Below are 21,556 nucleotides of genomic sequence, written 5' to 3' on the forward strand. Positions count from 1 at the left end.
AGTCCAGCTCGCTCGTGATCTCGATGCTCCCTTTGAGGGAACGGGCGACGGGGCAAGAGTCCGCGTAGACGCCGAGCACGCGGTCTATCGTCCCCTTGTCGTCCTCGCTCGCCGTGAGGCGGAAGACCTGGCGGATCCGCTTGATCACCAGCACCTTCCCTCTACCTCCACCTCCCCGACCGCGTCCGCGTCGAGGCTGCCCACTTCGATCTGACGCGCTGCCAGCGCGCCGGCAAAGGTGCCGAGCAGTCAGCCGCCGGCCGCGGCGACGACGTAGTCCAGCGTGGAGGCGTGCGGCTCCTCCGCCCCGGCGCGACGCCGTAGTGCTCCGCGATCTCGCTGTGCACGCCGAACAGAACCGGCTCCTCCTCACCGGGGACGTAGGCCCGCCGGACCTTGCCCCCACCGGCTCGAGCTTGACCGTCGAGACGTACTTTACTGCCACCGCAAACCCCTTTACTCGCCTACGCAAAATAGTATAAATTGAGTTCCTATACGTTTTTACGTAGAGGTCTTTACGTAAATCAGCGTAGGAATTTCGGATTGTTCTGAGTTATCAAAGTTCTTTTGGAAACGATCGACGACCACGTTTGTAGGAGCGATTCTTTGCGAGATACGTTTGAGGGTTCGGGGCTTGAGCTTCACGCTGTTGGAGGCTGGGATCCTGGGGTGGCCGTGTTGAACGCGCTCACCCTGACGGTCACGGTGGCCGCCAAAGGGTCGAGGGGGTCAAGCGCCGTTGGCAGACCTCCAAGCGGGCGAAGCTGGAGGCCGGGTTGGAGGCCTTTTTAAGTGGGAGGGCCGGTGGGTTGATGATCCGGTGGCCCCGGTCCTGGGAGTGGGACATCCTGGCCACGCTGATGAGCGAGCGTCTCGCCCGGGTGGAGCGGATCGGGGCGGAGAGGGAGAGGCTCTCCGAGGCGGCGGTGGAGATCGGGCTGGCGCGGAGGTACGCCGGGATGCTCCATTCGCCGCGGCGCTGGTACAGGGCCCGGGCCGCGGAGAACCTCGGCCACTTCGGGGGGGAAGAGGCGGTCGCGCTGCTCGGCAGGCTGCTCGACGACCGGGACGAGACGGTGCGGGCGGTGGCCGCCCGCGCCCTCGCCCGCATCGGGACCGGGGAGACCGCCCGGCTCCTCGCGCGCACCCTGGAGGACCCCTCCGAGCTCACGCGGCTCAGGGTCGCCGAGAACTTGCAGCGGGTCGGCCCGGCGGCGGAGGAGCCGCTCGCGCAGGTCCTCTCCCGGCAGAACGGGGCCGGGGCGGTCCTCGCGGCTCAGGTGCTGGGGAACCTGGGGGCGGATGTGGCGCGGGCGGAACTGGCGCGGGCCGCGCGCGGCGCGGCGAGCACCGACCTCAGGGCGCAGGCGACGCTGGCGCTCGGCAAGATCTCGAACCCCGGCGACCTCCCCACGCTGCTGGGGGCCGCCGAGGACCCCGCGTGGCCGGTCCGGGCGCAGGCCGCCAACGCCCTGGGCATGGTCGGGGACCCCGAGGCCGTACCCGTGCTACGGGGGCTCGTCTCCGACGGGGAGTGGTGGGTACGGCTCAACGCCGCCCGCGCGCTCGCCGGGCTGGGGACGCCGGGCGAGGGGCCCTGCTGGAGCTGCTCGGCAGCCCCGACCGGTTCGCGCGCGACAGGGCGGCGGCGACGCTAGAGTCCGAGGGGGTGCTGGACCGCTGGGTCGGGGAGATGGCGGCGCCGGGCGAGACGGGCGAGACGGCGCGTAGGGGGGTGCGGGCCATCATCCACGCCGGCGCGGAACGGTACCCGAGAAGCCTCCTGGCGTCCATACCCCAAGGCCCCGAGAAGGACGCGCTGTGCGCGGAGCTCGCGGGGACGGCCGGTAGGTGACGCTCCTAGACCTCCTCCTGGCGTTCAACCAGTTCGTGCTCGGGTACTTTGTGGTGCTCAACACCGTGTACCTCGTGCTGTACGCGGTCTCGTTCGTGGAGGTCGCCGACCACGCCCGGCGCGAGATCTTCAGCGGCCTCCCGGAGCTTTTCGCCTCCGCCTATTCGCCGCCGGTCTCCGTCGTGGTCCCCGCTTACAACGAGGAGGTGACCATCGCCTCCAGCGTCCGCTCGCTCCTGACCATGCGCTACCCGCTGCACGAGGTCGTGGTCGTCAACGACGGCTCGAAGGATCGGACGCTGGAGGTCTTGAAGGAGACGTTCGGCCTCAGGGAGGCGGACCAGCCCGTGCGCATGCAGCTGCGGACCGCCCCCATACGCGGCGTCTACGTCTCCCCGACGGAGCGTCTGATCGTCGTGGACAAGGAGAACGGGGGGCGCTCGGACGCCCTGAACGCCGGCGTCTGCGCGGCCGGCCACCCCTTCGTCTGCTTCACCGACGCCGACGTCGTGATGGAGGAGGACGCGCTGCTGCGCGTCGCGCGCCCGCTCATCGAGTCGGAGAACGTCGTCGCCGTCGGCGGCATCGTGCGGGTGGCGAACGGGTGCGAGATCCGGGACGGACGCGTGGTCGAGGTCAGGGCCCCGAGGAACCCCATCGCGGCCTTTCAGGTCGTCGAATACCTCAGGGCCTTTGTCGCGAGCAGGACGGGGTGGAGCAGGATCAACTCGCTCCTTATCGTCTCCGGCGCGTTCGGGATGTTTCGGCGCCGGGACATCCTGAACTTCGGCGGCCTGGAGGTGGACACGATCGCCGAGGACATGGAGCTCACCCTCCGCTTCCACAAGCTTTATAAGAAGAGCGGTAGCAAGTACCGGGTGGTCTTTATCCCGGACCCGGTGGCCTGGACCGAGGTGCCCAGCACCCTGCGCGTCCTCGGCCGCCAGCGGGATCGCTGGCACCGGGGCCTTATCGAGACGCTGGTCCGCTACCGCCGCATGATCTTCAACCCCTCCTACGGATCGGTGGGCCTCTTGGGCCTGCCCTACTTCCTCTTCTTCGAGTTTCTGGGGCCGCTGGTGGAGCTCGCCGGGTACGTCGCCCTGGTGGTGAGCCTCCTGCTCGGGGTGCTGAACACCGAGTTCGCCCTGCTGTTCTTTCTCGTCTCGGTCGGGTGGGGGTCCTTTCTCTCCCTGGCGGCGGTCTTTCTGGAGGAGCTGCGCCTGAGGCGCTACCCCCGCTGGGGCGACCTGGGGAAGCTCTCGCTGTACGCGGTCGCCGAGAACCTCGGCTACCGGCAGCTGAACACCGTCTGGCGGGTGATCGCCATGGTCTCCTACCTGCGCAACAAGAAGGGCTGGGGCGAGATGGAGCGCCAGGGGTTCGACGACCCCGAGGGCGAGCAGACGCTACGCAGGATGTAGCTTCTTAGCGGTTGACGGCGCGCATCATCTGCTCGCCGTAGCGCTCGCCGGAGGCCGAACCCTTCGGCATCGCCTCCTCGATGCGCCGCAGGTCCTCCTCCGTGAGCCTCACGTCCGCCGCGCCCGCGTTCTCTTCCAGCCGCTCGCGGCGCTTGGTGCCGGGGATGGGGACGATGTCTTCGCCCTGGTGGAGGAGCCAGGCGAGGGCGAGCTGGCCGGGGGTCGCGCCCTTCTCCTTCGCGACATCCCTTATGCGGTCGGCGAGCTCGACGTTCTTCTGGAAGTTCTCCCTGGAGAAGCGCGGGAAACGTCCGCTCCTCGTGTCGCTCTCGGGCAGGTCCTCGATGGTCCTCCAGGCGCCGGTCAGGAAGCCGCGCCCGAGCGGGCTGTACGGGACGAAGCCGATCCCGAGCTCGCGGCAGAGCGGCAGGATCTCGTCCTCCACGTCCCGCGTGAACAGCGAGTACTCCGACTGGAGCGCCGAGACGGGATGCGTCGCGTTCGCCCGGCGTATGCTCTCCGGCCCCGCCTCCGAGAGCCCGATGTAGCGCACCTTCCCGGCCTCGACGAGCTCCTTCATGGCCCCGACCGTCTCCTCGATGGGGGTATCCGGGTCTACCCGGTGCTGGTAGTAGAGGTCGATGTGGTCCACCCCGAGCCGCCGCAAGGACGCGTCGCAGCACTCCCTGACGTAGGCCGCGTCGCCGCGCACGCCTTTGAAGGAGCCGTCCTCCCCGCGCACGTTCCCGAACTTGGTGGCGAGCTGGACCTCGTCCCGCCTGCCCTCCATGGCCTTGCCGACCAGCTTCTCGTTGGTGAACGGCCCGTACATGTCGGCGGTGTCTATAAACGTGACGCCGAGCTCGATGGCGCGGTGGATCGTGGCGATGGACTCGCCCTCGTCGCTCGTGCCGTAGAACTCGCTCATCCCCATGCACCCGAGGCCCAAGGACGAGACCACGAGACCTTCGCTTCCAAGGTTGCGCTGCTGCAAGGCATTCTCCCCGCGTCGCCGGACGGTCCCGACCAGTCTACATAATCTTTCGGAGATCCCCGTCCTAGCGGGCCGTCTGCTCCGGGAGGCGGCCCATCACGGCGCGCAGGCCGAAGTCGCCCGGCAGGTCGGAGACGAACCGGCGGAAGCCCAGGGTCTTTTTGGAGTCGAGGACCACCGGGCGGCCGGCGAGGTGCGGGAAGATGGCGCGGGCGGCGTAGATCGGGGCCTCCCCCTTGAGCCGGACGAGGCCCTTGCGCTTGCGGGCGCCCTCCTCCTTCATCGCGTAGAGGCTCGCCTCCCCCGCCCCCGCGCAGCAGACCGCCATCCGGTGCCAGTCCAGGACGAGGGCCTCGCCGGGGCGCAGAGCGTCGCGCGCGGCCGGGGTCATCCTCACGTCGAACTCGTGCTCCTTCATGCCACCATCGTATCAGACGCGCTGGACGTTCCGGATGATGTTGTACGGGTAAAGGTCGGGCGGCCGGCTCGCCTCCGAGAGGCGGGAGACCCACTCCTCGGGGAGCTCCCATCCCGTGGCGCCGAGGTTGTCCTCGAGCTGGTCGGGGCGGCGAGCGCCCAGGATCGGGGCGGTCACGCCGGGCTGGCGGAGAAGCCAGTTCAGGGCGATCTGGGCGTAGCTCTTGCCGGTCTCCTCGTGGATCTCGCCGATCACGTCGAGCGTCCGCCAGTTGCGCTCGACGGCTCGCTTCTTCCAGGCCTCCTCGAGGTCGTCGGACGCCTCGGCGATCCGGGACCCCTCGGGGGGCTCCTCCCCGCGCCGGTACTTGCCGGAGAGGAAGCCGCCCCCCAGAGGGCCCCACGGGATGACGCCGAGGCCCTCCTCGCGACATGCCGGCAGGACCTCGTACTCGATGTTCCGCTCGACGAGGGAGTACTGGGGCTGGAGGCAGACGAACCGCGCGAGCCCTTTGGCCTCGCTCGTCGCGACGCTCTTCATGATCTGCCACGCCGAGAAGTTCGAGACGCCCACGTAGCGCACCTTCCCCGCCCGCACGAGGTCGCTCAGCGCCTCCAGCGTCTCCTCGATCGGGGTCGCCGCGTCCCAGGCGTGGACCTGGTAGAGGTCGATGTGGTCCATGCCGAGGCGCCGGAGGCTCGCCTCGCAGCCGGAGATGACGTGCTTGCGCGAGAGCCCGACGTCGTTCGGGCCGTCGCCCATCGGGAAGCGGACCTTTGTCGCCAGCACGTAGTCGTCGCGGGGGACGTCCTTCAAGGCCCTGCCGGTGATCTCCTCCGACACGCCCGTCTCGTAGACGTCGGCGGTGTCGATGAAGTTGCCGCCCGCCTCGAGGTACCGGGCGACGATCCCGCGCGAACCCTCCTCGTCGAGCTCCCGCCCGAATGTCATGCACCCCAGGCACAGCTCCGAGACCATAAGCCCCGTCCGTCCCAGCCTTCGGTAATCCAAGAGAACCCCTCCGCGTTCGGCGACAAACCGCGGACCACTCTAGCACCGTGCGTCGCGCGGGGTCCCGGTCCGTGCGAGGTCCGCACGCAGAGCATGGCGAAGCGAGGTTTGCGCGCCGGGGGAGCAACGTTGGGGCGCATCGTTGCGTAATCAGGTTCGTGGGCCGCTGCGGCGACGTTGCGGGATGGGGCTACGAGGCGAGACAATGCGCGAGGGTCGGTGCGGAGGGTCTCGAACTCGGGTGGGGTCGAGAGGAAGGGGAGGGCTTTGACGGCAGGTACTCTGAAGAATGGAGACGCGGGGCGTCCACCCGGCGAGGATCTCCTCGTGGAGACGCGCGGCCTCACCAAGCGCTACGGCAGGCGGATCACCGCCGTGGATAACCTGGATCTCGCGGTGAGGCGCGGCGAGGTCTACGGTTTCCTCGGGCCGAACGGGGCGGGCAAGACGACCACGCTGCGGATGCTGCTCGGCCTGATCCGGCCGTCCTCGGGCAGGGCGCGCGTCCTCGGGGAGAGGCCCGGCGCCCCCGACGGGCTCGCGCGCATCGGCGCCCTGGTCGAGTCGCCGGCCTTCTACCCTTACCTCTCCGGCAAGGACAACCTGCGCGTGATGGCCCGCTACGCGGACGTCCCGTGGTGGCGGGTGGACGAGGCCCTCATGGAGGTGGAGCTCCAGGGCAGGGCGAAGGACAAGTTCAGGAAGTACTCCCTGGGCATGAAGCAGCGCCTCGGCGTCGCGGCGGCCCTCTTGAAGGACCCGGAGCTCCTGATCCTCGACGAGCCCACGAACGGCCTCGACCCCAAGGGGATGGCGGACATGCGCGCCCTGATCCGGGAGCTCGGCAGCGGCGAGAGGACGGTGCTGCTCTCCAGCCACCTCCTCGGCGAGGTCGAGCAGATCTGCGACCGGGTCGGGGTGGTGAGGAAGGGCAGGCTCGTCGCCGAGGGGACGGTCGCGGAGCTTCGGGGTCGCGAGGGCCTGCTCGTGCGGGCCGAGCCCCTGGAGGAGGCCTCGTACATCGCGGCCCGGCTCGAGGGCGTGGAGGAGGCGACGGTGGTCGACGGGACTCTCAGGCTCGTCGCGGACCCCGAACGGTCCGCCGAGATCAACGCCAAGCTCGTGAGCGCAGGAATCCGGGTGAGCGAGCTGAGGCCGGCGGAGCAGTCGCTCGAAGAGGTGTTCCTGGAGCTTACGGGAAGGGAGACGGTCTGAGATGGGGGCAAGCCTCTCGGCGGAGCTGTTGAAGCTCCGCAAGCGCCCGTCGACCTGGATCCTCGCGGCAGTCTTCGTGGCCGTCGTCCTCCTGTTCGGCTACCTCCTCACCTACTCCTTCGTCTCCAACCCTCCCCGCCCCCGAGGACTTGCCGCCCGAGGTCCGGGCCCAGGAGGAGGCGTTCGCCGAGCAGCAGTTGAACGCGCTCCTGCCGGAGAGCTTGCTCTCGAACCTGTTCGGCAGCGGCGTATTCGGCATCGGCGGGGCCATAGCCCTCATCTTCGGCGCCCTCGCCGCCGGGAGCGAGTACGGCTGGGGGACGCTGAAGAGCGTCCTGAGCCAGAGGCCCGGCAGGCTCGGCGTCCTCCTCGGAAAGCTGGCGGCCCTGGGCCTGTTCCTGCTCCTGTTCGTACTGTTGGCCCTCTCGGCGGCGGCGCTGGGCAGCTTCGCCGTCGCCCGGCTGGAGGAGGCGGCCGTGGACTGGCCTTCGGTCGGCGAGCTCTTCCGCGGCTTCGGCGCTGGAGCCCTGATCCTGCTGGTCTGGGGCTCCCTGGGCTTCGCGCTCGCCGTCCTGTTCAGGGGCACTGCGCTCGCCATCGGGCTCGGGCTGGCGTACGCTCTAGCGGTCGAGAACATCCTCGCGACCCTACCGATCGAGGGCGACACCTTCGAGAGGATCCGCAAGGCGACGCTGGGGGAGAACACGCTCGGCCTCTCGAACTCCTTCGGCTCCCCCTTCCCGGAGGGCTTCGGGGTGCCGGAGCCGCTCGTGGAGCCGGAGCGGGCCGTGCTGGTGCTCTCGGCCTACGCCGTCGGGTTCGTCCTCCTCGCCGCGCTCCTCTTGTGGAGGCGGGACGTCACGTAAGAACTCCGCCGCGTCCGGCGGCCCCTAGGAGGCGCCGGGGTTACCGGCGAGGACGTTGAGGACGACCACGCCGGCTAGGATCAGGGCGATCCCCGCGACGTGGGCCGGCCCCAGCGCCTCCCGCCAGACGAGCACCCCGATGAGCACGGAGCCGACGGTGCCGAGCCCGGACCAGATGGCGTAGGCGATGCCCAAGGGGAGCTGCTTCAAGCTCAACGACAGAAAGTAGAACGCCGCGCAGTACCCCAGCACCGCCACCACCGAGGGCCCGAGCCGGACGAAGCCCTCGGAGGCCTTGAGCCCGGCGGTCCCGATCACCTCCCGGCGATGGCGAGCATGAGTAGAAACAACGCGACAGGGTTCATCCGAGAGACCTCCGGGACGAGTGGGGCAAGAAGGCCCTAGTGTACAGGTGTATTGCGGACCGCCCGGAGGGGGCGGCTACTCGTACGGCTTCTCGCGGTAGCGGTTGGTGATCGGCATGCGGCGGTCGCGGCCGAAGGAGCGGGAGGTGACCTTTATGCCGGTCGGGGCCTGGCGGCGCTTGTACTCGGCGGCGTCGACGAGCTTCACGACCCTACGGACGTCCTCCTCGTCGAAGCCGCTCGCGACGATCTCGCCGATCCCCTTGTCCTCCTCGATGTAGGCCTGGAGGATCGGGTCGAGGACCTCGTACGGCGGGAGGGAATCGACGTCGCGCTGGTCTTCGCGGAGCTCGGCGGAGGGCTCCTTCTGGAGGACGGAGTCGGGGATGATCTCGCGCCCCTCGACCTCGTTGATGTGGCGGCACACGCGGTAGACGAGGGTCTTGGGGACGTCCCGGATCACGGCGAAACCCCCGGCCATGTCACCGTAGAGCGTGGAGTAGCCGACGCTCATCTCGCTTTTGTTGCCAGTACTCAAGACGATCCAGCCGAACTTGTTGCTGAGGGCCATGAGGATGTTCCCCCGGATGCGCGACTGGATGTTCTCCTCCGTGACGTCCTCGGGCAGCCCCCGGAAGGCGTCCTGGAGCATCTCCCGGTAGGCGTCGAAGGCCGGCCCGATGGGCACGACCTGCGTGTCCACCCCGAGGTTCTTGGCGAGCGCCGCCGCGTCGGTGTTGCTGAGCTCGGAGGTGTAGCGGCTCGGCATGAGGACGCCGGTGACGTTCTCGGGCCCAGGGCCGACGCTGCGACGTACGCCGCGAGCGAGGAGTCGATGCCGCCCGAGAGCCCGAGCACGGCCCGCGAGAAGCCGTTCTTGCGGAAGTAATCCCCGAGGCCGAGGACGAGCGCCTCGAGCGCCTCCCCTCCTCGCCGAGCGTCGGCTCCACCCGCGGCTCGCCCGCCGGCGGGGAGTCGGCCGCACCCTCCCGCGCGCGGGTACCTGGACGACGCTGGGCGCGCGGTCCGGGTTCTCCTTACGGGGCCTCGGGTCGTGGAGGCGGTGGAAGAGGCCTCCTCGGGTGGATGTCGACGAGGAGCAGATCCTCCTCGAACTGCTTGGCGCGGGCGAGCACGCTGCCGCCCGGGTCGAAGACGGCGGAGCGCCCGTCGAAGACGAGCTCGTCCTGGCCGCCGACGAGGTTGCAGAAGACGACGTAGCAGCCGTAGTCCGAGGCCCGGACGCTGAGCATCCTCTCGCGGGAGGCGCCCTTGAGCCGGTGGTACGGGGAGGCGGAGATGTTCAGGAGGACGGTCGCGCCCCCGAGCGCCTGCTCGCGCGCGGGGCCGCCCGGGTACCAGATGTCCTCGCAGACGTTGACGCCCAGAAGAGACCCGTCCAGCCCGACCACCGGGGCGCCCTCGCCCTCGCGGAAGTAGCGGTTCTCGTCGAAGACGCCGTAGTTCGGGAGGTAGCGCTTGTGGTAGCGGTGCAGGACCTCCCGCCCGAGACGATGGCGCACCCGTTGTACAGGTCCCCGTTCAGGTCCACGAACCCCACCGCCGCCACGACCCCTCGGGGACCCCGCCGGCGAACTGCCCGAGGGCCGCCAGGTTCTCCTCGATAAAACTCGGGCGCAGGAGCAGGTCTTCGGGCGGGTAGCCGGTCATGGTGAGCTCCGGGAAGGCGACGAGGTCCGCGCCGCCCTCGACGGCCCTCTCCAGGGCGCTCGCGGCCCTCTCCACGTTCCCCCACACGTCGCCAACAACGGTGTTGATCTGGGCCAGCGCTATCCTCATGCGTTGAATGATAACCCCGCCGGCCCCACAAGGCACATCGATCGGGACACACGCCGGCCTGGGGTAGAATCCCCCCGTGGTGGCGAGGGAGAGAGAAGGAGCGGCCGAGGGCACGGGCGGGGGCGGAGCGCCCCTGCGGGGAGCCGCGCTCGCGGCCGGCCTGCTGGAGGAGGCCTGGTCCCTCCCGGAGGCCGAAGCCCCCTCCCTGCGCGCCGCCGTGACGCGGGAGCTCGCCCGGGGCCTGCGGGCGGAGCTCGAAGCGCTCGCCGGCGCGGCCGACCCCCATCCCGTGGAGGGGGCGCTGCGGGCGGCGGACGTCGCGAGCCTCGGCGCCGCCTCCCTGGAAGAGCTGCCGGAGGAGAACGCACGAACGGCCCTCGCGGCCACGCACCTCGCCGCCGGGGCCGCGAGGGCCCTCCACGCCCTCGCCGGGGAGGCCGGGCTGGCGGGGGAACGGGCGGAGTACGCACGAAAGGACGCCCGCGGGCCGCGTGGCGGGCCGGGCTGGCCGCCCGCCAGGCCGACGAGTTTCTGGAGGGGACGGGCTAGGGGCCTCCCCCGCCTCTTCGCCGGCCAGGACCTTCCGGGCCGCCCGCGCGACGAGCAGCAGGTAGCCGTCCTCGCCGGGGACGAAGTCTTCGATCCTCACGCTCGTCGCCCGCGCCTCCCCGTCGGCCCACTCCTCCGCGGGCACGGCCTCGCCCCCGCACAGCCCCTCGACATCGTCGAGGCGGAGGCGCGCCACGGAGGCGACCTCCTCCCTTTGCAGGCGGAGATCCGGGGGCGAGAGCCGCCTCACGAGAAGGAAGACGTCCTGGAACTCGCGGTCGGTCCCGGCCGGTATCTCCAGCTCGTTTCTGCGCGTCCCGAGCGCCACGACGTCGCCGCCCCCGACGGTGAGCCCGAGCTCCTCCTCCACCTCCCGCAGCCCGTCGAGCCCGGCCTCCCCCGCCATGAGGTGCCCGGCGGCGGTCACATCGAGCTTCTCCGGCCACGTCTCCTTGCCCGGGGCGCGCCGCTGCACGACGAGGTACGGACCATCCGGGCCGTCGCCCGGGTCCACGATCCAGAGGTGGAAACAGCGGTGCCACAGCCCCGTCCGGTGCGCCTCGCTCTTCCACGCGATTCGCCCCGTCTTCGCCCCGTGTTCGTCGAGGATGTCGATCTTCTCGTCCACGGCGACAGGTTAACAGGGGAGCCGTGCGCGGGCCCGGAAACATGCGCCGCGCGCGAAAAGCTGACAAGCTGACGGGCTGTCGGCGTCGATCGGAGGGAGGCCCCTTGACCACCGTGGTGATAGCGAGCTACCTGGAGGAGGAGCACGTGGGGCGCATCCGCGGCGTCGGGGAGGGGCTGAACGTGCTCTACCGGGAGGACCTCGTCCCTCCCCGCGCTGGCCGGGGACCACGCGGGCCCGCCGGGGTGGCGGCGCACGGAGGAGGGGGAGCGGGACTTTCTCGCCATGCTCGGGGAGGCCGAGGTCCTCTACGACTTTCCGCGCGGGCACGTCGAGGACCTTTTGCGGGTCGCCCCGGGGCTACGGTGGGTGCAGGGGAGCATGGCCGGGGCCGGGGAGGTCGCCGAGAAGGCGGGGCTCCTGGACTCGGACGTCGTCGTGACGACGGCGAGCGGGGTCTACTCGGGGCCGCTCGCCGAGTTCGTGATGATGGCGTTTCTCCAGCACGCCAAGGACCTGGACCGGCTCCGGCGGGACAAGGCCGAGAAGCGGTGGCGCGAGGCGCACACGCAGACGCTCTACGGCAAGACGCTCTGCGTCGTCGGGATGGGGAGCATCGGGCGTGCGATCGCGGAGAGAGCCCGCCCGTTCGGGATGAGGATCGTGGGCGTCAAGCGGACCGTCCGGGACGGGGACGAGGCGTGGCTCTACGCGGACGAGCTCCGCGAGACGGGAGATCTCGGGACCGCGCTCGCCGGGGCGGACTACGTCGCGGTCACGCTGCCGAACACGCCGGAGACGGAGCGTCTCGTCGACCGAGAGGCGATAGGGGCGATGAGAGAGGGGCGTACTTCGCCAACGTCGGACGGGCAGGGTCGTGGACGAGGCGGCGCTCGCGCAGGCGCTCGGGACGGGCGCCTCTCCGGGCGGCGCTCGACGTCTTCGAGGAGGAGCCGCTGCCGGAGGGGAGCCCCTTGTGGGAGCTCTCGAACGTGATCGTCAGCCCCCACTCCACGGACAACGTGCCCGGGTTGACCAACGAGCTGCAAACGGACCTTCTCTGCGAGAACCTCCGCCGCTACCTCGCGGGGAGCCGCTCCTGAACGAGCTGGACAAGGGGCTTCGCTACTGACGGAGTCGTTGCCGGCAGGCCGGTCGTGGAGAGGCGGGCGAAGGCCATGGTATATTCGTGCTCTGCTATCTTGTACCTCGCCAAGACACATCGAGAGCTCGCGCGCGGCCGTCATCATCGTCGGGTCGCGCCGGTTCGGGAGGAAATTCTGAACGGTTGGATCTTCGACGGCCCCCGGCCGTCCATGCCCCGTGGGAAGCTCGCCGCTGCGGGCGTGGCTTCGTGAAGGCGGATCATCGAACGACGCGCCGTGCCGAGTGTACGGCGTGGGGCGTTGGGCGGCGGGCGTCGGGGAGGTCTCTTTGGAAGGCTTGATCTTTTCGGGGCTCGGCATCCTCGGCGCGCTCCTCCTGGTGGCGCTCAACGGGGTCTTCGTGGCCGCGGAGTTCGCGTTCGTGAAGATAAGGAGCGCGCAGGTCGAGAGGATGGTCGACGAGGGGCGCGCGTCGGCCCGGATCGTCCGGGGCGCCACGCAGAAGCTCGACCGCTACCTCGCCGTCTGCCAGCTCGGCATCACCATCTCCTCGCTGGGCCTCGGCGCGCTGGGCGAGCCGGCGATAGCGAGGCTCCTGGAGCCCGTCCTCGGGGCGTTGGGGTTCTCGGAGAGCCTGATCCACGCGGTCGCCTTCGCCATCGGCTTCGGGATCATCACGTTTTTGCACGTCGTCTTCGGGGAGCTCGCGCCGAAGAGCTTCGCGATCCAGAAGCCCGAGGGCACCTCGCTCTTCGTCGCACCGTTCATGAGGTTCTTCTACTACCTCCTCCTGCCCGGCGTCGTCGTCTTCAACGGCACCGCCAACGCCGTCGTCCGCCTCTTCGGGGTCGCCCGGCGACCGAGAGCTCGGAGACGTACTCAGAGCAGGAGATCCGGACGCTCATCGCGCAGTCGACCCGCCAGGGCATCCTGGAGAAGGACGAGGAGTCCAGGCTCACGGGGTGTTCAGCCTGGAGGACACGATGGCGCGCGAGATCATGGTCCCCCGCCCGGACGTGGTCGCGATCCCGGCGAGCCTGGGCTGAAGGATCTCGTGACGGTCACCTCCTCCGGGCACTACACCCGCTACCCCGTCCACGAGGGCGACGGGCACGACCGGGTGGTGGGGCCGTCCACGTCAAGGACATACTCAGGGCCGTGGAGTCGGCGGGGGGCGTGGAGTCGGAGACGAAGGCCCGGGACCTCATGCGCGACGTCCTCGTGGTGCCCGAGAACCGCTCCATAGAGAACATCCTGGAGGACTTCCAGAAGCAGGAGATCCAGATGGCCGTGGTCATCGACGAGTGGGGCTCGTTCGAGGGGCTCGTCACCATCGAGGACATCCTGGAGGAGATCGTCGGCGAGATCCGGGACGAGTTCGACGACGAGGAGCCGGCGGTGCGCAGGCTCCCGGACGGGACCTACTCCGTGGACGGGCGCATCCCGATCCAGGACGTCAATAGCGCCCTCGGCTCGGGGTTCGAGAGCGCGGACTTCGACACCATCGGCGGCCTCGTCCTCGGCACCCTGGGCCGCGCCCCGGAGGTCGGCGACGAGGTCTCGGTGGACGGGTGCGTGATCCGCGTCGACGAGATCGACGGCCCCCGCGTCGCCCACGTCACGGTGCGGGAGAACGGGGAGGGCGATGGCGGCGGGTAGCGAGCGGCCCCCGGAGAGGGGCGGGGAGCGGTCCGTCCCGGAGTCGAGCGTGACGCGCCTCTTCGAGGGGGCGCTGTGGGGCAGCCGCCTGATCGTGCTCGTGGCGGTGGTCTTCGGGCTCCTGCTGGCCCTGGGAGCCTTCTACCTCGCCACCGTCGACGTGTTCTACTTTTTAGGGTACCTCGGCGATTACGCGGACCTGAGCCTGGGGACCGACGAGCGCGAGGACCTGCGGGCGAGCGCGATCACCGCCATCGTCAAGGCGGTGGACGGGTACCTGATCGCCGCCATCCTCATCATCTTCGCCCTCGGGCTCTACGAGCTCTTTATTAGCAAGCTGGACCCCGCCGAGCGGTCGGAGACCATCCCCCGCCTGCTCCTGATCAGGAGCCTCGACGAGTTGAAGGAGCGCATCGCGAGCCTCGTCTTGCTGGTGCTCGTCATCGAGTTCTTCCAGCGGGCCCTGCAACTCGAGTACAGGAGCCCTCTGGACCTCCTGTACTTCGCGACCGGCGTCCTGCTCGTCAGCGGCGCGCTCTACCTCGGCAGCAGAAAGCCCCCTAAGGACCAGGAGCCGAAGGGCTCGTAGCGTCCGGCCTTACGCGAACGAGACGTAGATCGCGACGACCACCGCCGTCAGCACGATGCTCAACACAAGCATCTCCCTCACCGCGTCACCTCCTTATCTCACCGGGTCCCGGCCCTGGGACCCCTCCTGCAGGGCGTGGAGCCGCCCGTAGAGGCCGCCCGATCGCACCAGCTCGTCGTGGGTGCCCTGCTCGGCCACCCTGCCCTCTTCGAGGACCAGGATCCTGTCCACGTCCCTCACGAGCCTGAGCTCGTGGGCGATGACGAAGGTCGTGCGGCCCTCGGTGAGCTCGCGCCAGTGGGCCTCGACGGCCTCGGCGGCCTCGGCGTCGAGGCCGGCCTGGGGCTCGTCGAGGATCAGGATCGGGGTGTCGCGCAGCATGGCGCGGGCGATGGAGATGCGCTGGCGCTGCCCGCCGGAGAGGCTCTCCCCGCGCTCGGAGAGCACGGTCTCGTAGCCCTCGGGCATCTCCCGGATAAACTCGTCGGCCCCGGCGAGGCGGGCGGCCTCCTCGATCTCCCCTATCGAGGCCCCGGGCCTGCCGTACGAGATGTTCTCCGCGACGGTCGCCCTGAACAGCATCGGCTCCTGCGGCACGAACGTGACCTGATCCCTCAGGGACTTCATCGTGTAGCGCCTCACGTCCTCGCCGTCCACGAGGATCCTGCCCGCCTGCGGCTCGTACAGGCGCGCGAGCAGGCTCGTCACGGTGGTCTTGCCGGCCCCGCTGACCCCCACGAGCGCGACGCGCTGCCCGGCCTCGACCTCGAAGTCGACGCCGCGCAGCACGGGCCCCGCCTCGTCCTCGTAGGCGAAGCGGACGTCCTCGAAGACCACCCGGCCCTCGAAAGGCGGGGCGGGGCGGGCGTCGGGCGCGTCCTTGACGATCGGCTCGGCCGAGAGAAGCTCGATGATGCGCTCGCCGGAGACGAGGGACTTGCCGATCTGGTTGACCTGGCGCGAGAGGGCCCACAGGGGCGAGAGGAAGAGGCCGAGGTAGGCGACGAAGACGGTCAGGTCGCCGGGCCTGAGGGCGCCGGAGAGGACCTGGCGGGTGCCGAAGTACACCACGAGGGCGGTGCCCACCCCGCCGACGAGGCCGAGCAGGATGCTGAACTTGGCTTCTATGAGGGAGGAGGCGACGCTCGCCGTGAGGGACTCCCGGCTCTCCCTGCGAAAACGCGCCATCTCGTCGCGCTCGCGGCCGAAGATCTTGACGGCCCGGATGCCCGTTATGGCCTCCTGGATCACGGAGGCGATAGCACCCTCCTTCGTCCTCACCACCCTCATCCTCTCTATGAGCGCCTTGCGGTAGCGCCTGACGGAGAGGAAGAGGAACGGCACGGTGAGGAGGGCGAGGAGGGTGAGCTGCCAATTGAGCCACACCATCACGAACAGCATCCCGATGAGGATCAGGAAAGACGACCCGACCTCCACGACCGAGTCCACGAGGAGGCTCCGGACCTCCTTCACGTCGCTGGTGACGCGCGTGATGGTGTCGCCGGTGCGCCTCTTGCCGTGGTAGTCGAGGCCGAGGGCGTGCACCTTGCTGTACAGGGCGTCGCGCATGTCGAAGACGGTCTCCTGGCCGAGCTTCGAGAGAAGGTAGCGCCGGAAGGCCGCCACGCCGCGGCTCGCCATCGAGATGACCACGAGCAGCACGACGATGCCGACCAAGAGCGTCTCCTTGCCGAAAGCGAGGAACGGCAGCTCGTAGTCCAGGATCACGTAGTTCAGGATCAGGGCCAGAGGCCACGGCTGCGCGAGGCTGGTTACGGTCTCCAGGAGGAGCAGGCCGAGCGCCAGGAGGAGGCCCTTCTTCCGGGGCGCCAGAAACGGCGCGAAGTGCGAGAGCGCCGCCCTCGTACGCCGCAACCCATCAACCGTTTTGGCGTATCTTTCTGCCACAAGGCTAGGATACCGCACGGTCGGGGGGTAGAATGTGCGACCTATACCTTTTGATAGGTTGCGGCGAGAAGCGAGGGGGAGTGTTTGTGGCCCGAAGGGTCGTAGCGGCGGTCGAGGATCTCTTGTTCAAGAGCAAGATTATGGAGACCGCGAACACGATAGGCGTCGAGGCTTCGTTCCCGCGCTCGCCGGGGAAGTTTCTCGCCGTCGCGGCCGAGAGCCCGCCGGACCTGCTCGTCCTCGACCTCAACTCGTCGCGCTTCGAGCCCCTGAAGCTGCTCGGGGAGCTGAAGTCCGGCGAGGCCACGCGCGGCGTCCCGGTCGTCGGGTACCTCTCGCACGTGCAGAAGGACCTCGCCGTCGCCGCCAGGGAGATGGGCTGCGATCGCGTCGTCGCCCGGAGCGCCTTCACGAAGGACCTGCCGAAGATCCTACGGGGCGAAGACGACGGCCGGACCGGCGGGGCCGAGTTCGGGGCCGAGGGGGAGGCCGGCCACGGATCCTAGGGCCTGGAAGCGCCTCGGCTCCGAGAAGCTCGTAGAGACGCCGTACTTCGTCCTCCGCTCGGACTCCTATCGGCTGCCCGACGGGGCCGTGAAGGACCCCTATTACGTCCTGGAGCGCCCCGACGCCGCCATAATCTTCCCCGTGACGGCGAGCGGCGAGGTGATCCTGGTCCGCCAGTACCGACCCGCCGTGGAGCTCGTGGAGCTGGGCCTGCCGGCGGGGCTCGTGGACGAGGGCGAGGACCCGCTCGACGCGGCCCGCCGGGAGCTCCGCGAGGAGACGGGCTACACGGGCGGCGAATGGGAGCCTCTGGGCAGCCTGGCCTCCTCCCCGAGCCTCAAGGACAACTGGGCCTACCTCTATCTCGCGCGCGGCGTCGAGCCGGGCGCCGCGACGGAGCTCGACGAGTTCGAGCGGGTCGAGGTCGAGGCCGTGCCCCTCGCGGAGATCCGCCCGAAGATAGAGGCCGGGGAGATCGTCAGCTCCAGCGGCGTCGCCGCGGTCCTCCTCGCCCTCGACAAATTACGCCCGCAGGGAGGCGCGCCTTGACGCATCGGGCGGAGGGGATCTCGGCGGCGAAGAGCGGGCGGTCCCCGGGCGTGACGGGCCCCGCGCGGTGAGCGGCATCCCCAACCTCCCCCTGGGGGTGACCTCCCGCATCTGCACCGTCTGCGAGGACGAGGTCCCAGAGGAGCACTACGTCGTGGGGCACCTCCTCACCCCCCTGACCCTCGCGGTCTGCTACGAGTGCTTCTCGTGGCGGGACACGTGGGACGACCTCGCGGACGCGTACTTTTTCGACCACGTGAACCGCTGGCAGGGCCTCCGGAAGGGGGAGTTCGGCGACGAGCGTCCCCCGGGCCCATGAGACGTACCCGGTGCCCCTCGTCTGCCGGCTCCAAGAACAGCCCCTACGCACCGCTGCGGGGCCGCATGACCTAGCACATCGGTCGCTTCGAGGAGTCGTGGAAGGGTAGCGAGGGGTATCGGGAGGAGGCACCGTATGGGTGCTGAGCTGTGGCAGTTCGGCGGGATGGCAGCGGTCGGGGTGGGCGTCGTTGCCATGTGGATCCTGTTCGTCTACCGGCCGCGCAAGACCGGGGAGGGGACGCCGCCCGTCGACCCGTCGGTTGAAGAGGAGGGCCCGGAGCAGGATTAAGCCCGCGTCCCGTCTGGGGCGAGGCGCTCCGCCACGATCCGGAGCACCTCCCTTGGGGCCTGAGCCTGCGGGACGTGGGCCACGCCAGGAAGTAGGATCAGCTCAGAGTTGGGGATGGCGGCGTGCATCTCCGCCCCGTGGTCCGGCGGGATGAGCCGGTCCTGTTCCCCCCAGATTATCGTCGTTGGCGCCTCTATGCGGCTCAAGTCTTCGCCGACGTCCGTCGGCTCGTCGCTGTGGATGTAGGCGCGGTGCGCGGGGTTGCGGCCCCAGCGGATCAGGCCGTCCAGGACGAAGCGGGGCGCGGTCACCTCCGGTCCGAAGGTCATGCCGACGAGCTCCCGGGCCTCCTCGCGCGTCTCCGGCTCGAGCTCGGGCGGGGCCTCGGTGAGGAGCCCCGCGCTGTCCAGCAGGAAGAGGCGGCTTACCCGTCCCGGGTTCTCGACGGCGTACCGGATGGCGACCGCGCCGCCGAGGGAGTTGCCGACGAGGACCGCCCTCTCCACCCCGACGGCGTCCAGGAAACCGGCGAGGTAGCGGACGAGCGCCGAGAGGCGCATCCCCTCCCTGGGGACCGGAACGCGACCGAAGCCGGCGAGGTCCGGCGCGAGGACGCGCCGGTCGCGCGCCAGGGCCGGCATGACGCGCGCCCACGTCTCCGCGGAGTCGTTGAGGCCGTGCAGCAGCACTATCGCCTCCCCTCCCGCCGGCGACGACTTCGGCGAGGCCTCGAAGTAGCGCACGGGGAGGCCGTGGACCTCGGCCGTCCGCTCCGAGGCGCCCGAGAGGCGCAACCCGGCGCGCGAGAGCGCCCGGAACGTCGCCATGGGGCGCAGGTAGAACGCGACGCTCCCCGCCAGCCCCAGGAGCACCGGCGCCGAGAGCAGCCCCGTCGAGAGCAGGCCCGCGAGGGCGAAGCGCCGGGGCGTACGGAAAGCTCTGGTCCTCATGGCTCCTCCGGGAGGTTTCGGGGTGTCGAGCAAGGGGGTTATACCTCCCCGCCGGGCGGACGAACCCCGTCCGCTGACCGCTCGGGGCCGTGGGGGTAGACTCTGGAGCATGGTCAACGGCGTCTACAGGGCGATGGGGAGGGTCAGCGACGCGCCCCTCAGGCGGGGGAACGAGCTCGTGCTCCTGCGCAACGGGCCCGCGACCTACGAGGCCTGGCTCTCGGCCATCGGGGGGGCGAAGAGGTGGGTCCACGTCGAGAACTACATCTTCAGGTCGGACGGTATCGGCCGGTGTTTCGCCGACGCGCTCTGCGAGAAGGCGCGCGAGGGCGTTGCCGTGCGCGTCCTCTACGACTGGTTCGGCTCGGCGGACGTGCCGGGCTCGTTCTGGAGGAGGATGCGCGAGGCCGGGGTCGAGGCGAGGGCGGTCAACCCGCCGGCCGTCCGGGAGCCCCTGAACTTTCTCAAGCGCGACCACCGCAAGCTCGTCGCGGTCGACGGCGAGTACGCCTCGGCGGGCGGGGTGTGCATCGGCGACGAGTGGCTCAAGGTCTCCCCCGAGACGAACCTCCCCTACCGCGACACCGCCGTGAGCGTCACCGGGCCGGCGGTCGCCGACCTCGAGGAGGCCTTCGCGGGCGTCTGGGACGAGACGGGCGAGCCCCTGCCGGACGAGGAGCGACCGGACGCAGACGAGGTGCCCGTCGCCGGGGACAAGGCCGTGCGCGTGATCATCCAGGAGCCCGGCAAGGCGCGCATCGCGCGGGTGTTGCAGTTTCTCATGGCCGGGGTCGAGGATCGCATGTGGATCGCCGACGCGTACTTTCTCTCGACCCCCACGCTCACCCAGTCCCTCATGGCCGCCGCCCGCGACGGGGTCGACGTGAGGATACTGCTGCCCGCGACGAACGATCTGCCCTGGATCGGCCTTCTGAGCAGGACGGGCTACCGCCAGCTTCTGGAGGCGGGGGTGCGCGTCTTCGAGTACGGCGGCCTGATGATGCACGCGAAGACGAGCGTCGCCGACGGGCTCTGGGGCCGGGTCGGCTCGACGAACCTGAACGTCTCGGGCCTCCTGACAAACTGGGAGATAGACCTCCTCGCCGAGGACCGCGCCTTCGGGGCCGAGATGGAGGCGATGTTCGAGGAGGACCTCGCGGACGCCCGCGAGATCCTGCTGAGCAAGCCCAGGAGCTTCACCCCCTACAGAGAGCGGCCGCTCCAGGCCCGCCCCGAACGCCGCATCAGCCGCGTGGAGCGGCGGGCCCAGCGCGGGACCCGCGGCCGCGGCAGCGGGGCGCGCGCCGTCGCGACGGTCTCCCGGGTTGGCGGCGTCCTCACCGCGAGCGGCTCCCCCATGAACACCTACGAGCGCGCCATCGGCGCGGCCCTCGCCACGGGCACTCTAGGCTTCTCGGCGCTGGCGGCCCGCCACCCGCGCGCCGTCGCCTGGCCCCTGGCCGCAGTCGGCGGCCTCGCCGGCTCCCTCGGGCTCCTCCAGGTCGCGCAGCGCGAGTGGTCCGAGCGGGCAGCAAACAGGAAGTCGGGTACTGACGCAGGGTCCGAATAAATGCCCTACGTTTTCTAGATCGGGCGAGCTTTCGAGGTAGTCGAGTTCCGAGGACGTTTCCGCTGTCAGCAAGCTCAAACCTGGAAGCCCCATACACATCTTCTCCCACGGTGGCAGGCTCCGGGTACAGCGGCCCGCCCGGTTCCTCTACGGAAACGCGACGGTCTACCTTGCACGCAAGCACGAGAAGGTAGCGTACCTCCTCACGTCGGAGCCCGGCATCTCCGGCGACGAGCTCGTGAGGCCGAGGGTTGAGCGCAGCCTCAGCCAAGGACAGTTCGCGCTGGCTTGCGACGTTGCGCCTTCCGCGATCAGCCGCATAGAAGCCGAAAGCGGGCGCCCAAATCGGCTACGGTCCGGGCGGCACTTAACGTTTTGTGCGTTCAGCATCGCGTGATCGCCCATCTGCTCTGGCACTCTTGTCACCTCCTCCCACAGAAAAGCGGCCCCCGAGGGGGCCGCGCTACTTCGTCGCCCGGGAGTCGCAGGCCTCCCTCGCGTTTTCCTTTCGCTATCGGCGGCGCAGCACCAGCCCTGCGCCTACCAGAAGCGCGCCTGCGAGCAGCGCCAACGAGGGGCCGCCGGTCGCCGGCAGCGCCGTGGCGGCGGTCGTGGTCGTGGCCGGCGTCGTCGGCTCGACGTACTGGTAGCCGCCGCCCCCGGCCGGTACGAGAACCGTCCCGCCGTCGTCGCCGGGCACCGCCGTCGGCAGGCTCTCGCAAGCGATCCCGTCGCCGTCCTCGTCGAGCCCGTTCGTGTCGCCGGGGTCGTTGTTATAGAACTCCTGCGCCTGCCCCTGATCGGTGAAGTCGACGCAGTTGTAGGTCCCGTCCGCCCCGCTCGGTCCGCTCGTCTGCGCGTAGGCAGCGGTCGCCAAAACCGACACGAGCACCGCGCACAGGCCGACTAGAAGCATGAATCGTCTCATCAACTCTCCTTGGTTCGCACTCTCGGAGAGGAGCCTGCATCACCCTCCCCCACGA

The 21,556-nt window shown here is 69.8% G+C and carries 19 protein-coding genes and 4 pseudogenes; 14 read left to right on the forward strand and 9 right to left on the reverse strand.

Annotated elements, in window-relative coordinates; genetic code table 11:
* Positions 1-812 precede the first annotated feature (812 nt).
* Genes GBA65_RS19630 through GBA65_RS19640 form a run of 3 tightly spaced genes read left to right on the forward strand, consistent with a single transcriptional unit; the run spans position 813 to position 3,279 of the window.
* On the forward strand, positions 813-1,658 hold the full coding sequence (locus GBA65_RS19630) for a HEAT repeat domain-containing protein (protein WP_228282015.1): 846 nt from the start codon (positions 813-815) through the stop codon (positions 1,656-1,658).
* 11 nt (positions 1,659-1,669) lie between these two features.
* Positions 1,670-1,855 (forward strand): hypothetical protein, encoded by a 186-nt coding sequence (locus GBA65_RS19635; protein WP_166397991.1) that lies wholly within the window; start codon positions 1,670-1,672, stop codon positions 1,853-1,855.
* Entirely contained in the window at positions 1,852-3,279 is a 1,428-nt protein-coding gene (locus GBA65_RS19640; protein ID WP_166397992.1) for a glycosyltransferase family 2 protein, read from the forward strand. Before GBA65_RS19635 ends, GBA65_RS19640 begins: the two co-directional genes overlap by 4 nt.
* A gap of 4 nt (positions 3,280-3,283) precedes the next feature.
* On the opposite strand, the gene GBA65_RS19645 is transcribed toward GBA65_RS19640, so the two are convergent.
* The 3 genes from GBA65_RS19645 to GBA65_RS19655 all read right to left on the reverse strand — a co-directional run bounded on the left by GBA65_RS19645 (position 3,284) and on the right by GBA65_RS19655 (position 5,702).
* On the reverse strand, positions 3,284-4,273 hold the full coding sequence (locus GBA65_RS19645; RefSeq protein ID WP_166397993.1) for an aldo/keto reductase: 990 nt from the start codon (positions 4,271-4,273) through the stop codon (positions 3,284-3,286).
* A 64-nt stretch (positions 4,274-4,337) separates the two neighbouring features.
* Positions 4,338-4,691 (reverse strand): hypothetical protein, encoded by a 354-nt coding sequence (locus GBA65_RS19650; RefSeq protein WP_166397994.1) that lies wholly within the window; start codon positions 4,689-4,691, stop codon positions 4,338-4,340.
* Between the two features lie 12 nt (positions 4,692-4,703).
* A complete protein-coding gene (locus tag GBA65_RS19655) occupies positions 4,704-5,702 on the reverse strand; it encodes an aldo/keto reductase (protein WP_166397995.1) in 999 nt (332 codons plus the stop codon).
* A 267-nt stretch (positions 5,703-5,969) separates the two neighbouring features.
* Here GBA65_RS19655 and GBA65_RS19660 point away from each other — a divergent pair, with 267 nt between their 5' ends.
* Together GBA65_RS19660 and GBA65_RS19665 are read left to right on the forward strand one after the other, a co-directional pair.
* A complete protein-coding gene (locus GBA65_RS19660) occupies positions 5,970-6,917 on the forward strand; it encodes an ABC transporter ATP-binding protein (protein ID WP_207955951.1) in 948 nt (315 codons plus the stop codon).
* 149 nt (positions 6,918-7,066) lie between these two features.
* Positions 7,067-7,783: an ABC transporter permease subunit gene (locus GBA65_RS19665; protein ID WP_166397996.1), complete on the forward strand. Its 717-nt coding sequence runs from the start codon at positions 7,067-7,069 to the stop codon at positions 7,781-7,783.
* Between the two features lie 24 nt (positions 7,784-7,807).
* On the opposite strand, the gene GBA65_RS19670 is transcribed toward GBA65_RS19665, so the two are convergent.
* The 3 genes and pseudogenes from GBA65_RS19670 to GBA65_RS26875 form a co-directional block, all read right to left on the reverse strand.
* Positions 7,808-8,101, reverse strand: coding sequence for a DMT family transporter (locus GBA65_RS19670; protein WP_166397997.1), 294 nt, complete (start codon positions 8,099-8,101; stop codon positions 7,808-7,810).
* Positions 8,102-8,224: 123 nt separating this feature from the next.
* Positions 8,225-9,948, reverse strand: a pseudogene (locus GBA65_RS27035) (NAD+ synthase).
* Positions 9,949-10,726: 778 nt separating this feature from the next.
* Positions 10,727-11,125: pseudogene (locus GBA65_RS26875) on the reverse strand (NUDIX hydrolase); the annotation flags it as partial.
* Positions 11,126-11,614: 489 nt separating this feature from the next.
* On the opposite strand from GBA65_RS26875, the pseudogene GBA65_RS19690 reads away from it, so the two are divergent.
* The 4 genes and pseudogenes from GBA65_RS19690 to GBA65_RS19700 all read left to right on the forward strand — a co-directional run.
* A pseudogene (locus tag GBA65_RS19690) lies at positions 11,615-12,078 on the forward strand (NAD(P)-dependent oxidoreductase); the annotation flags it as partial.
* 21 nt (positions 12,079-12,099) lie between these two features.
* Positions 12,100-12,228 (forward strand): hypothetical protein, encoded by a 129-nt coding sequence (locus GBA65_RS25595; protein ID WP_266096523.1) that lies wholly within the window; start codon positions 12,100-12,102, stop codon positions 12,226-12,228.
* Between the two features lie 331 nt (positions 12,229-12,559).
* Positions 12,560-13,890, forward strand: a pseudogene (locus GBA65_RS19695) (hemolysin family protein).
* Positions 13,877-14,479, forward strand: a complete 603-nt coding sequence (locus GBA65_RS19700) for a YqhA family protein (protein WP_207955955.1) — start codon at positions 13,877-13,879, stop codon at positions 14,477-14,479. Before GBA65_RS19695 ends, GBA65_RS19700 begins: the two are co-directional and overlap by 14 nt.
* A 93-nt stretch (positions 14,480-14,572) precedes the next feature.
* Here GBA65_RS19700 and GBA65_RS19705 read toward each other — a convergent pair whose 3' ends face one another.
* Positions 14,573-16,354 carry an ABC transporter ATP-binding protein gene (locus GBA65_RS19705; protein ID WP_166398000.1) on the reverse strand — a complete coding sequence of 594 codons (1,782 nt, stop codon included), beginning with the start codon at positions 16,352-16,354 and terminating at the stop codon, positions 14,573-14,575.
* A 119-nt stretch (positions 16,355-16,473) separates the two neighbouring features.
* Here GBA65_RS19705 and GBA65_RS19710 point away from each other — a divergent pair, with 119 nt between their 5' ends.
* From GBA65_RS19710 to GBA65_RS19725, 4 genes are all read left to right on the forward strand, one after another.
* On the forward strand, positions 16,474-16,893 hold the full coding sequence (locus GBA65_RS19710; protein ID WP_166398001.1) for a PleD family two-component system response regulator: 420 nt from the start codon (positions 16,474-16,476) through the stop codon (positions 16,891-16,893).
* A gap of 88 nt (positions 16,894-16,981) precedes the next feature.
* Positions 16,982-17,443: an NUDIX hydrolase gene (locus tag GBA65_RS19715; RefSeq protein WP_166398002.1), complete on the forward strand. Its 462-nt coding sequence runs from the start codon at positions 16,982-16,984 to the stop codon at positions 17,441-17,443.
* 67 nt (positions 17,444-17,510) lie between these two features.
* On the forward strand, positions 17,511-17,762 hold the full coding sequence (locus GBA65_RS19720; protein WP_166398003.1) for a hypothetical protein: 252 nt from the start codon (positions 17,511-17,513) through the stop codon (positions 17,760-17,762).
* 135 nt (positions 17,763-17,897) lie between these two features.
* A complete protein-coding gene (locus tag GBA65_RS19725; protein WP_166398004.1) occupies positions 17,898-18,053 on the forward strand; it encodes a hypothetical protein in 156 nt (51 codons plus the stop codon).
* Here GBA65_RS19725 and GBA65_RS19730 read toward each other — a convergent pair.
* The gene (locus GBA65_RS19730) at positions 18,050-19,003 is read right to left on the reverse strand and encodes an alpha/beta fold hydrolase (protein WP_166398005.1); all 954 of its coding nucleotides are present in this window, start codon (positions 19,001-19,003) and stop codon (positions 18,050-18,052) included. The two genes, GBA65_RS19725 and GBA65_RS19730, sit on opposite strands and share 4 nt — an antisense overlap.
* 109 nt (positions 19,004-19,112) lie before the next feature.
* On the opposite strand from GBA65_RS19730, the gene GBA65_RS19735 reads away from it, so the two are divergent.
* Positions 19,113-20,573 carry a phospholipase D-like domain-containing protein gene (locus GBA65_RS19735; protein ID WP_166398006.1) on the forward strand — a complete coding sequence of 487 codons (1,461 nt, stop codon included), beginning with the start codon at positions 19,113-19,115 and terminating at the stop codon, positions 20,571-20,573.
* Positions 20,574-21,084: 511 nt separating this feature from the next.
* On the opposite strand, the gene GBA65_RS19740 is transcribed toward GBA65_RS19735, so the two are convergent.
* Positions 21,085-21,501, reverse strand: coding sequence for an excalibur calcium-binding domain-containing protein (locus GBA65_RS19740; RefSeq protein ID WP_207955956.1), 417 nt, complete (start codon positions 21,499-21,501; stop codon positions 21,085-21,087).
* Positions 21,502-21,556: the final 55 nt, after the last annotated feature.

Origin of the sequence: Rubrobacter marinus, assembly GCF_011492965.1 — a bacterium.
GTDB classification, from domain to species: Bacteria; Actinomycetota; Rubrobacteria; order Rubrobacterales; family Rubrobacteraceae; genus Rubrobacter_F; species Rubrobacter_F marinus.

Excerpts from the sequence above, each read along its gene's own strand:
- GBA65_RS19630 (WP_228282015.1), top strand. The coding sequence starts at position 813 with ATGATCCGGTGGCCCCGGTCCTGGGAGTGGGACATCCTGGCCACGCTG.
- GBA65_RS19650 (WP_166397994.1), bottom strand. The coding sequence starts at position 4,691 with ATGAAGGAGCACGAGTTCGACGTGAGGATGACCCCGGCCGCGCGCGAC.
- GBA65_RS19700 (WP_207955955.1), top strand. The coding sequence starts at position 13,877 with ATGGCGGCGGGTAGCGAGCGGCCCCCGGAGAGGGGCGGGGAGCGGTCC.
- GBA65_RS19725 (WP_166398004.1), top strand. The coding sequence starts at position 17,898 with ATGGGTGCTGAGCTGTGGCAGTTCGGCGGGATGGCAGCGGTCGGGGTG.
- GBA65_RS19730 (WP_166398005.1), bottom strand. The coding sequence starts at position 19,003 with ATGAGGACCAGAGCTTTCCGTACGCCCCGGCGCTTCGCCCTCGCGGGC.
- GBA65_RS19735 (WP_166398006.1), top strand. The coding sequence starts at position 19,113 with ATGGTCAACGGCGTCTACAGGGCGATGGGGAGGGTCAGCGACGCGCCC.
- GBA65_RS19740 (WP_207955956.1), bottom strand. The coding sequence starts at position 21,501 with ATGAGACGATTCATGCTTCTAGTCGGCCTGTGCGCGGTGCTCGTGTCG.